Origin of the sequence: Mesorhizobium sp. WSM4976, from assembly GCF_029625685.1 — a bacterium.
In the GTDB taxonomy this organism is placed as follows: domain Bacteria; phylum Pseudomonadota; class Alphaproteobacteria; order Rhizobiales; family Rhizobiaceae; genus Mesorhizobium.
The window spans coordinates 20259-31399 of record NZ_JARTVT010000033.1 but is presented as its reverse complement, the minus strand read 5'-3'; the positions used below and the strand labels follow the sequence as shown (position 1 = coordinate 31399).

At 64.2% G+C, this 11141-nt stretch carries 10 protein-coding genes; 7 read left to right on the top strand and 3 right to left on the bottom strand.

Going from position 1 to position 11141, the window contains the following annotated elements:
- The first annotated feature begins 521 nt into the window (after positions 1 to 521).
- The 3 genes from P9272_RS30470 to P9272_RS30460 are packed head-to-tail and all read left to right on the top strand — an operon-like array spanning position 522 to position 5027.
- On the top strand, positions 522 to 1946 hold the full coding sequence (locus P9272_RS30470; protein WP_128260727.1) for a family 16 glycosylhydrolase: 1425 nt from the start codon (positions 522 to 524) through the stop codon (positions 1944 to 1946).
- Between the two features lie 12 nt (positions 1947 to 1958).
- Positions 1959 to 3704, top strand: coding sequence for a type I secretion system permease/ATPase (locus tag P9272_RS30465; RefSeq protein WP_278163594.1), 1746 nt, complete (start codon positions 1959 to 1961; stop codon positions 3702 to 3704).
- A 3-nt stretch (positions 3705 to 3707) separates the two neighbouring features.
- Complete coding sequence (locus P9272_RS30460; protein ID WP_278163592.1) at positions 3708 to 5027, top strand: HlyD family type I secretion periplasmic adaptor subunit; 1320 nt, start codon at positions 3708 to 3710, stop codon at positions 5025 to 5027.
- 97 nt (positions 5028 to 5124) lie between these two features.
- Here the strand turns inward: P9272_RS30460 and P9272_RS30455 are convergent, their stop codons facing one another.
- From P9272_RS30455 to P9272_RS30445, 3 genes are all read right to left on the bottom strand, one after another.
- Positions 5125 to 5619: a hypothetical protein gene (locus P9272_RS30455; RefSeq protein ID WP_278163590.1), complete on the bottom strand. Its 495-nt coding sequence runs from the start codon at positions 5617 to 5619 to the stop codon at positions 5125 to 5127.
- Between the two features lie 82 nt (positions 5620 to 5701).
- Positions 5702 to 6106, bottom strand: coding sequence for an OsmC family protein (locus tag P9272_RS30450; protein ID WP_128260731.1), 405 nt, complete (start codon positions 6104 to 6106; stop codon positions 5702 to 5704).
- Between the two features lie 126 nt (positions 6107 to 6232).
- Positions 6233 to 6703, bottom strand: coding sequence for a BA14K family protein (locus P9272_RS30445; protein ID WP_278163588.1), 471 nt, complete (start codon positions 6701 to 6703; stop codon positions 6233 to 6235).
- A 416-nt stretch (positions 6704 to 7119) separates the two neighbouring features.
- Between P9272_RS30445 and P9272_RS30440 the strand changes: the two genes are divergently transcribed.
- From P9272_RS30440 to P9272_RS30425, 4 genes are read left to right on the top strand one after another with little or no spacing between them, the layout of a single operon-like run.
- Positions 7120 to 7998: an ABC transporter permease gene (locus P9272_RS30440; protein ID WP_128260734.1), complete on the top strand. Its 879-nt coding sequence runs from the start codon at positions 7120 to 7122 to the stop codon at positions 7996 to 7998.
- The gene (locus tag P9272_RS30435) at positions 7995 to 8837 is read left to right on the top strand and encodes an ABC transporter permease (protein ID WP_128260735.1); all 843 of its coding nucleotides are present in this window, start codon (positions 7995 to 7997) and stop codon (positions 8835 to 8837) included. Before P9272_RS30440 ends, P9272_RS30435 begins: the two co-directional genes overlap by 4 nt.
- Complete coding sequence (locus P9272_RS30430) at positions 8834 to 9976, top strand: ABC transporter substrate-binding protein (RefSeq protein ID WP_128260736.1); 1143 nt, start codon at positions 8834 to 8836, stop codon at positions 9974 to 9976. Before P9272_RS30435 ends, P9272_RS30430 begins: the two co-directional genes overlap by 4 nt.
- The gene (locus P9272_RS30425) at positions 9969 to 11123 is read left to right on the top strand and encodes an ABC transporter ATP-binding protein (RefSeq protein ID WP_278163585.1); all 1155 of its coding nucleotides are present in this window, start codon (positions 9969 to 9971) and stop codon (positions 11121 to 11123) included. Before P9272_RS30430 ends, P9272_RS30425 begins: the two co-directional genes overlap by 8 nt.
- Positions 11124 to 11141: the final 18 nt, after the last annotated feature.

The window sequence follows — 11141 nt, the reverse complement described above, 5'->3', positions numbered from 1 at the left end:
CCGGGGTGGGGCCCCCGGGCGGGGGGGGTGGTGTTGGGTCCGGGCTTTTTCTTTTTTTTTTTTTTTTTTTTTCCCCCCCCCCCCCCCGCCGGGCCGGCCCCCCGCGGCCCCGACAGAGGCTGTCAAATTTTTTGCCCGGACCGCTTTGCCGCGATGCACGGAGCGAGGCGCTTCAATATGCACCGAACCGTCCCTACCGGCGGACAGTCCGACGTCGATCTTGCATCGTCGGCTGCTATGGACGGCTACGCTGCACCACATGCACCCATCCAAGGCATTTGCACAATCCCTAGGCAGAATATCTTGCAGAATTGAGTAAAATTGAGAACAAATCTCTCGCAATAATTGTATTAGAAATCGCTTATTCTATCTAGTTTAAATATCGATCAAAATAGCACCGATTTTCTCTGTACTATTTGCTTATTTTCGGGAACGATGATCCACGTTGCAAGTTGGTTCGAAGCAGGCGCTCGAACCCTGCAACCAGCCATCCGGGCGGGGCAGCGCGGAAGGAGTGTCCAATGAGCTTCGTCGTCAACGCGATAGGCGTACCTCTTTATTACAGCGGCGCTTCCAACCATTGGCTTTCGGCGTCCTCGCCCGGGACGTTCAACGGCACCTCAGGCAACGACTCCATCTGGGCCTCCAGCGGCGTCAACGTCACCATGTATGGCGGCGCCGGCGACGACATCTATTACCTCTATTCGGCCGGCAACAAGGTGGTCGAGTACGCTGGGCAGGGCGTCGACACGATCAACACCTGGATGAGCTACACGCTGCCGGACAATGTCGAGAACCTGGTCGTCACCAACGCCCACAATTTTGCCTTCGGCAATGCGCTCGACAACATCATCACCGCCACGGCCGGCGGTCAGACCCTGGACGGCGGCGCGGGCAACGACGTGCTGATCGATGGCGGCGGCGGCGCCGACACTTTCATCGTCGCGAAAGGCAACGGCAGCGACTTGATCGTCAATTTCGCCGCGAACGATACAGTGCGTCTCGATGGCTACGGCTTCACTTCTTTCGCCGCCATCCACGACAGCATGGTGCAGGCGGGCCCCAATGTGGTGCTGAACCTCGGATCCGGCGAGATCCTGGAATTCAAGAACACGACCATCGACCAGTTCCAGCCCAGCCAGTTCGAGATGCCGATCGACAAGTCGCACATGACGCTGTCCTTCAGCGACGAGTTCAACACGCTGAACCTGCATACCAGCCAGGGCGGCACCTGGGACACCAACTTCTGGTGGGGCGCGCCGAACGGCAGCACGCTGACGCAGAACAACGAGCTGCAATGGTATATCGACGCCAATTACGCCCCGACCAGTTCGGTGCATCCGTTCAGCATCGACAATGGCGTGCTGACGATCACCGCGGCGCAGGCGTCGGCCGACATCAAGCCGCTGATCAACAATTACGAATACACCTCCGGCATCCTGACCACGCACGACTCGTTCTCCCAGACCTACGGCTATTTCGAAATGAGGGCCGACCTGCCGGAGAACGCCGGCGCCTGGCCGGCCTTCTGGCTGCTGCCGGAGGACGGCTCGTGGCCGCCGGAGCTCGACGTGGTGGAAAAGTATGGGCAGAAGCCGAATTCGCTGTTCCTGACCGCGCATACCAACGAGACGGGCCAGCACACGACGGTTGGATCGACGGTGAACGTCATGGACACCGCCGGCTACCATACCTATGGCCTGCTGTGGACGCCGGAAAAACTGGTGTGGACCTATGACGGCATGCAGGTCGCCGAAGCGGCGACGCCATCCGACATGAACAAGCCGATGTACATGCTGGTCAATCTCGCGGTGGGTGGACAGGCCGGGGCGCCGCCGGACCATCTTGCCACACCGGCTCAGATGAAGATCGACTATATCCACGCCTACACGCTGGATGAGCTGCAGCAGAGCCATTTGAACGTCACGGCCGAACATACAGCCTAGGCGTCCAAGGCGATGTCGCAAAAGCGCGCTCCGTCCAGTTCACGGCCCGGTTCCCCGCGCGCGCTGTTCGCGCGGGCGATCTTCGACGTCGGCCTTTTCTCGCTGCTCATCAACCTGTTGCTGCTGGTGATTCCTCTCTACCTGCTCCAGGTTTATGACCGGGTGCTGCCGTCCTCCAGCGTCGAGACGCTGGTCTATCTGTCCGTCATCTCGGTCGCGGCGCTTGGCTTCCTCGGCGTGCTCGACGCCATCCGCGCCGTCTACACGCAGCGCATCGCGGCTACCGTCAACGACAGGCTGGGCCCGACGGTCTTCGCGGCGTCGCTCGGCGCCAGCACCGCGCTGTCGCCGCTCGCCGACCTCGCCTCGGTCTGCGCCTTCATCCGCTCGCGCGGCGTCGCGGTGCTGTTCGACCTGCCCTTCGCGCCGGTGTTCCTAGGTCTGCTCTACCTGATCCATCCGGTGCTGTTCTGGGTGACGCTCGGCGGCGCGGCGCTGCTGGTCTTGCTGGTCGTGGCCAACCAGCTCGCCATCGGCAGGAACGACGCGCTTTCGGCGGAGCGTTCGGCTTCGGCCAGCCGGGCCGAGCAGGCCTTCGCCCGCAATGCCGAGACGCTGCGCGCCATGGGGATGGTTGAGAACGCGGCGCGCGCATGGGGACGGCTCGTGGCGGAGGCGCTCGTGTTGCATGACCGTTCGGCCAGCGCCAACGCCGTCTTCAGCGGCATCTCCAGGGCGATGCGCATGATGCTGCAGCTGGCGATCCTCGGGGCCGGCGCCTGGCTGGTGCTCAAGGGCGAGATGACGGCCGGCATGATCTTCGCCTCCTCGCTGGTGTCGTCGCGCGCGCTGCAGCCGCTGGACCAGCTGATCGGTTCTTGGCGGCAGATCGGCGATGCCAGGCGCGCATGGACGCGGCTGCAGGGAGCGCTCGCGACGCAGCCGGCAGAGGCGCGCAAGCTCGCCCTGCCCGCCCCGACCGGCGCGATTTCCGCGCAGGATCTTTTCTTCATCGCGCCCAACGCCACGTTCGGCGACGAACCCATCCTCAAGCGGCTGAGCTTTGGCATCGAGGCCGGCGAAGCTGTCGCGATCGTCGGCCCAAGCGGCGCCGGCAAATCGACGCTGGCACGGCTGCTGGTCGGGGCAGCGCGGCCGAGCGGCGGTTCGATCAGGATCGACGGTGCCGAACTCGGCACCTGGGACGAGAACCAGCTTGGCCGGCATATCGGCTATCTGGCACAGGAGACAGAGCTTTTTCCCGGCTCGATCGCCGAAAACATCGCCCGCTTCGATGCCGACGCGGACGACGCCGCAATCGTGGAGGCGGCAAAACGCGCCGAGGCGCACGGGCTGGTCCTTTCGCTTCGCGACGGTTACCAGACCAGGATCTCCGGCACCCTGTCGGGCGGCGAGCGGCAGCGCATCGGGCTGGCGCGCGCCTTCTACGGCAATCCGCGCATCCTGGTCCTCGACGAGCCGAGCACCCATCTCGACGGCGCCGGCGAGGCGGCGCTCGAAGCGGTGCTTGCCGCCGCCCGCGCCGCCGGCGTCACCACGATCGTCATCACGCATCGCCCTTCGATCGCCGCGTCCTGCGACCGCGTGATGGTCCTGCGCGGCGGCGTGATCGAGGCGTTCGGGCCGAGCGCCGAGATCTTGCGGCAACCGGGGAAAGGCGCGCAGCGAAGCACTGTGGTGACCGGCTCGTTCGCACCGGTCATCCGGGCCTCGCAAACCATCCGCTACGGGTCATAGACGATGTCCGCGCAGAGCCTCACCTTCGACGCCCGTCCGCGCACCGACTTCCGGCGCGCGGCTTATGCCGGCTACGCGGCAATCGCTATTCTCGCCGGCGGCCTCGGCACTTGGGCGGCGAGCGCGCCGCTGGCCGGCGCGGTGATCACGCAGGGCACGATTGCGGCGACCGGCGGCAACATACTGGTCCAGCATCGCGAGGGCGGCATCATCAGGCAATTGCTGGTGCATGAAGGCGACCGCGTGCGCCAGGGCCAGGAACTGATCCTGCTCGACCGGACCGCCGCGGAGGCCGACCTCAACCGGCTGACGAGGCAATGGATCGCGCTCAAGGCGAGTGCTGCGCGGCTGGAGGCCGAGCGCGACGGGCTGGACCGGCTGGCGCCGATCAGAGAGCCCGCCCCGGCGCCGTTCCAGCCGGAGTTCCAGAACCTCATCCGCGAACAGCAGAAGGAGTTCGACGCAAGGCTCGCGCGCTTCCGCTCCGAGCAGTCGATCCTGGCGCAGCGCGTCGCCATGCATCGCGAGTCGGTCAAAGGGCTGAACGCGCAGAAGGCGGCAATCGAGCAGCAGGCCGAGGTGGTCAAGAAGGAGCTCGGCATCAAGAGCGACCTCCTGGGGAAGGGCCTCACCAACCGTACCGAATATTCGCAGCTCCTGCGCTCGGAAGCCGATCTCGTCGGCCAAGCCGGCGCGATCGAGGCGGACCTCGCCTCGGCCAACACGCAAATCGTGGAGGCCGAGGCGCAGACCGAGCGCGCGACGACCCAGCGCGTCGAGGAAGCGCTGACCAAGCTCGACGACGTGCGCACCAACCTCGCCGACACCGAGGAGCGGATGCGCGCGGCGCAAGACGTGCTGCAGCGCACGACGATCACCGCGCCGGCGGCGGGCATCGTGGTGTCCTCGACCTATAATTCGCGAGGCAGCGTGGTGGCGCCCGGCGAGAAGATCATGGAAATCCTGCCCACGTCATCGGGCCTCGTTGTGGACGCCAGGTTGCGGCCGAGGGACATCGACCAGGTGCATGTCGGCCAGCCGGCAAAGCTCAGGCTGTCGGCGCTCAACGCGCGCCTGACGCCGGAAGTCCCGGCCACGGTGAGCGAGATCTCCGCCGACCGGCTGGTCGACGAAGCCACACACGAACCCTATTTCCGCGCCAAGCTGAAGATAGCCGACGCCCTGCCCCCCGGCGTGAAAAGCGAGCAGCTTTATCCCGGTGCCCCGGTCGACGCCTTCATCGGCACCGGCAACCGGACTTTCTTCGAATATCTGGCAAGGCCGATGATGGATTCCTTCGCGCGGGCCTTTGCGGAAAGATAGGGCGGATAGCGGGTTACCGGCGGGTCGTTCGCGTGAGCGGCAGGCTCATGGCCGGGCGCCCGATAACAGCTGCGTCTTTGATATGGGGACAGACGGCTTATTCCAGAAACATCAGGGCCGTGGCCAGAAATCCCATTCCGAAGCTGGACGCCATCGAATAGGCGAGCATGCCGACAGCCACATAGCCGCCGCTGCCCGTCAATATGTGGCTGCCGACCGTGCCGAAGGCGACCAGCCAGCACGCAACGGCCAACCCGATGGCCGCGCCGATGGCAACGTTCCTGATTACGAAAATCACCAGTAAAGGCATGAGCGCTGCTCCCAAAGAGCAATTTGCGGCGGCCCACGACCTGCGAACTCGCGAGCGGCAGCTGTCACTCAACGCCGGGACAGGCGTCTGGTTGCCGCGGCCGGCTGTTTTCGCTTCCTCAGGCGGTTCGAGCGCTGTCTGCCTGCCGACGCGGCCGACTGATGCGCGAGAGTGGGAGCCGCCGGCCTCATCTGATCCCCATCTCCGTGCTGGCGTGACGGCGACGAGGTCGACTTCATTGCTGGCTATCGGATTGGCGGCATTTTTGCTGGCCGGCAGCATCGACGTGGCGCCGGCCACCCAGGCCGGCGACCAGAACCTGCGAAGTCGGCGCGGCGGCCGACACCACGCCAACGCAGGCGGCTCACGCCTTTCGCCTGATCTTGCCTTCGAGTTTGGTCGCGGCGGCGACGGTGTTGGAAATCGTACCGTATTTGCGGACGTTCTTATGCAGCAGTTCCAGCCGCTGATCGGTCTCATCGGTATCGACGACGAGCTCATAGTCGATGGAGGCGATCCCCGGAGGGCTGTCGCGCCGGACCGCGTGCAACGCGACCTCGACGCCCCGCAGCTTGAAACCGAGCATCGGGGTGACGCGCTCGATGCCCTTGATCATGCAGGCGGCGACGGCCGCGAGAAGCAGCTCGGCCGGATTGAAGGCATCGGCCCGGCCTTCGAGACAGGTGTCGAGCACAAGCACGGCGTTCTTGGTGGTGGCCACGCTGCCGTGCGCATCGGTCCGTCTGGCTTCAACGCGGTATTCGAACATGATGCCACCTGCTTCGCCGCTCTTTTCCGGGTTTCCGGGGGCTCTCTTCCTGACCTCGTGAAATGACGCACGCGGGCGCCACATAAAACCCCGCCGAGGCGGGGTTCCGAATAGCGCGGTCAACCATCAGTAGGGCGAACGGCACTGACGGCGCGGGCCGTGGTAAGGTTGGAAGGTATTGTCGGACGCGCGATACGATCTGTAGTGATCGTAGCACCACTGTATGTGGGCATTGCCTGCGTAGACTCGATTCTGATCGTTGGCGATCGCGCTGCCGATCACCGCGCCAACCGCGAAGGCGGCAAGCGGGAACCATAAGTCGCCGTGCCGGCGGTAGCCTGGACGGTACTCGCGGTAGCCGCGGTGACCGTTCCAGTACACGCCGTCGTTGCGCACAATGCGGCGATGGAAATGGTGGTTGCCGGGGCGACGTATCCATCGTGGATCACCGTTGCGGGCTTCCACGGTCTGGACGTTGTCTGTCGATGCCGGAGCCAGCGGCACGAACATCGGCACGGCATTGGCCGGAAACGCCGCGGAAGCCGCAATCGAAGCCGACAAAGTGCACGCCACTATGCCCGACATGATCTTGTTCATGACTTTCTCCCAGAGGCGCAACTGCCCCGTATGCGTTCGAACGATCCTCAACTGATACCTGCGCCCGCATTTGCTTCTGCGAGAGGCGCCCTGGCTCATCCCATAAGATTCCGACCGCGCCAGTTTTCCTTGATTTCGATCAACCGAACCGGGTTGCCTGGGCGCAGCCATGGGACGGGAGATAATCAGCGGCTCATCGCGGGAGGGAATCTCGGTGATGTCGAGGCGCAGGCCGACGGCACAAAATTGTTCTCGCGAGGGTTCTGTCCAACCACCCATTTCCCTTGGCGCAATCGCGAACGGCCTCTGGCTGAATCGAATTACGGCCGCCGCCAGTGGACATCGCGGCGGCAATGAAACAATCTTTACTGCGGGAACATAAGCGCCTCGAAGAAGGCGCCTACCTTCGAGTGCGTATGAACAATCGCTGGACCTTGTACGATCCACGCCTGGCCTGGATGCTGGTTGCACCGGTGCTTCTGCTGCTGATCTTCTTCCTGGTGCTGCCGATCGCGGTGATGGCGGCCTATACGTTCTTCACGTTCGTCACCGCCGGCGTCGAAACCAGCGCGCTGACCACAGCCAACTGGCAGGAATTCTTCACCGACAGCTACTATTCCGGTTTCCTTCTGAAGACGCTGAGGGTCGGCGCGATCACCGCGCTGCTGTGCGGGGTGCTGGGCTATTTCCCGGCCTATTTCATCTGGGCGACGAGCTTCAGGCACAAATGGCTGCTGCTTTTGCTGCTCATCGTGCCGTTCTGGATCAGCTTCACCATCCGCACCTTTTCCTGGATAAACATCCTGGGCGAACAGGGCGTCATCAATGTCGCGCTGCTGAAGATGGGCATCATCAGCGAGCCGCTGCCGATGCTCTACAATGAGGGCGCGGTGATCCTGGGGCTGCTGCACTTCCTGCTGCCCTACATGATCCTCAACGTCTATGTCAGCCTCGAGGGCATCGACCGCACGCTGATCGCGGCGGCGCGCTCGATGGGCTGCACCAGCGCGCAGGCGTTCCGCGAAGTGACATTGCCGCTGTCCCTGCCCGGCCTGGCCGCCGGGCTGCTGCTCTGCTTCGTGCTGGCGGCCGGCAGCTATGTGACGCCGCAGCTGCTTGGCTCTGGCCGCGACGCGCTGTTCGGCAATCTGATCTACGACACCATCATGAGCGAATTGAACTGGCCGATGGGCGCCACTTTGTCGATCGTGCTGTTCCTCGTGCTCGGCTTCTTCGCCGCCATCTACACCCGCTACATGGGCATGTCGCAGATCGTCAAAGGGCTTGGAGGATGAGCGTGACGCGGCGCAAGGAGGAAGGCAGATGGGCCTGGCGGCTGACCGGCTTCGTCACGCTCTGCGTCTACATCTTCATGTTCGCGCCGATCGTGGCGACCGTCATCCTGTCGTTCAACGCCTCGATGTTCGGCGGCTTCCCGATGACCGGCTTCTCGCTGCAATGGTATGTCAAGCTGATGAACAATGACGCGGTGCTGACGGCCTTCCGCACCTCGCTGTGGATAGCTCTGGTCACCGCCGCCGCCACCACGGCCATCGGCGTCGTCACGGCCTTCGCGCTGGTGCGCTTCGAATTTCCCGGCAAGGAGGCGCTGAGCACGCTGGTGATCCTGCCGGCGCTGGTGCCGGAGACCATTCTCGGCGTCGGCCTGCTGGTGCTGATCAAGGCGATCGACCAGCCGCGCACAATGCTGCTCCTGGTGCTCGGCCACATCCTTCTGGCCGTCCCCTATGTGGTGCTGATCGCGCAGGCGCGCATGGTGGGGATCCGGCGCGTCTACGAGGAAGCGGCGCTCTCGCTCGGCGCATCGCGCTTCTCCTCTTTTCGCGAGATCACGCTGCCGCTGCTCATTCCCGCGGTCGTCGGCGGAGCGCTGCTCGCCTTCACCATTTCGTTCGACAACACCTCGGCCAGCCTGTTCTGGCGGCCGGCGGGCGTCGAGACCATGCCCACGCAGATCCTTTCGATGCTGAAAATATCGATCAGCCCGGAGATCAACGCGCTCGGCACCGTGATGATCCTCGTGACCGTCGGCATCCCGTTGCTCGGCGGCTTGATCCTGCAGAGCCTGACCAAGTTGAAAAGACGCGGCGAACCAAAGGAGGAAGTACGATGAAACTGACGACGACCAAGCGGCTGGAAAGGCTGCAAGACAGGTATCTCAACGGCGATCTGAGCCGCCGCAGCTTCCTGACGCTGACCGCGGCGGCCGCGGCCTCGGCCGGCCTGTCCATGCCATGGATGGGACGCGCGCTCGCGGCCGTGCAGGAGGTCCGCTTCGACGGCTGGGGCGGCACGGTGCAGGACGCGATCGACAAATACGCTTTCCAGCCCTACACGGCCAAGACCAAGATCAAGGTGGTGCAGGGCACGTTCGGCGACGAGGACGAGATCATCACCAAGATCAAGACCGCGAAGCCGGGCGACTATCAGGTCATCCATTCCTCGGGCGTCAACTACTACATCAAATACGTCAATGGCGGCCTGACCTCGGAGATCAACGAAGCCAACATTCCCAACATGGTGAATGTGCTGCAGCCGATGATCGAGCCGTTCCGCAAGCTGACGCCGAAGCTGTCGGCTGTGCCTTACGACTACGGCACCACCGGCATCGCCTACAACACCAAGGTGATCTCCCCGGAAGAGGCCAAGGAAAAGGGAGCCGCACTGCTGCTCGACAAGAAATATGCCGGCAAGGTGGGCGGCTATTCCGATATGACGACGCGCGTCTGGTACGCGGCGCTGGCCACCGGACAGGACCCCAACAACCTCAAGGACATGGACACGATCTGGGCCAAGGTGCGCGAGACGCGCGATCTGGCCAAGAAGTTCTGGAGCTCGGGCGCAGAGCTTATGGACCTGCTTTCCAAGGGCGAGATCGTGGTGACCGACGCCTGGTCGGGGCGTGTCGCGGCGTTGCAGGATCAGGGCCATCCGATCGGCTATCTCGATCCGGCCGGCTCCTATGCGTGGATGGAGGACATGCTGATCCTGAAGGGCTCGCCAATGACCGAATGCGAGGAGCTGATCAACTTCATGCTCGACCCGGCGACCTCGATCGCGGTAGCCGAGGGCCAGAGCTACCCGCCATCGCTCGACCCGACCAAGGTCAAGCTGACCGAGAAGATCGAGAAGCTGCCGGCCTTCGACAAGACCGGCACGATGAAGTCGCTGACCTTCGCCGATCCGGTCTACTGGGCGACCAATGAGGACGCCTGGACCAAGCAGTGGAACAGGATTTCCAAAGGTGCCTGACGGCCAGGACACGACACTCGCTCCCCGGCCGGCCTCGGCCGGGGAAAACATAGGCATAGCCGCCGGGGCGAGCAGCCCGGCGGTCGAGTTCCGCAACATCGACATCGCCTATGGCAAGTTCGTCGCCGTGCGCGATTTCTCGCTGTCGATCGCCAAGGGCAGCTTCGTCACGCTGCTCGGGCCTTCGGGCTGCGGCAAGACGACGATCCTGCGCTCGATCGCCGGACTGGTCGACATCTCGGCCGGCCAGATCATGATCGGCGGCCGGCGCGTCGACGACGTGCCGATCTACAAGCGCAACATCGGCCTGGTTTTCCAGAGCTACGCGCTGTTCCCGCACAAGAGCGTGTTCGACAATGTCGCCTTCGGCCTGAAATACCGCAACGTCGCCAAGCCCGAGATCAAGCGCAAGGTCGGCCAGACGCTTGAGATGGTGCAGCTGCCCGGCAGCGAGAAGAAACTGCCCTCGCAATTGTCGGGCGGCCAGCAGCAGCGCATCGCCCTGGCGCGCGCCATCGTGTTCGAGCCCCAGGTGCTGCTGCTCGACGAGCCGCTCTCGGCGCTCGACGCCAACATGCGCGAGGAGATGCGCGTCGAGATCAAGAAGATCCAGAAGGAGACCGGCATCACAGCGATCTTCGTCACCCACGACCAGGAAGAAGCGCTCTCCATGTCGGACCGCATCGTGGTGATGAATGCCGGCTCGGCCGAGCAGATCGGCACACCGGAAGAGGTCTATGAGCGGCCGGCCACCGCCTTCGTCGCCGACTTCCTCGGCAAGGCGAACATGCTGAGGGGCACGGTGAGCCGCTCCGACGGGCCGACGGCCGTAACGCTGGCCGGCGGGCAGACAGTCAACGTGCTGGCACCGCGGCCGCTGGCGCCCGGCAGCGCCATCACCGTCGTGGTCCGGCCGCAGAAACTGTCGGTCGGCGGAGCGAGCGCCAACCGACTGCCTGGCCGGGTCGTGTCCGCTTCCTATCTCGGCGGCAGCGCCATCTATGAGGTCGACATAGGCGGCAAGGCGAACATACGCGCCAACGCCCCGATCGCGGGCCGCGTTCTGCGCGAAGGCGAAGCAATCGCGCTCGGCTTCGAGCCGGACGACTGCGTTTTGCTGGACGAGGCCGGGCGGCGGATCTCCTGACGGTCGCGAGCGCCCTCG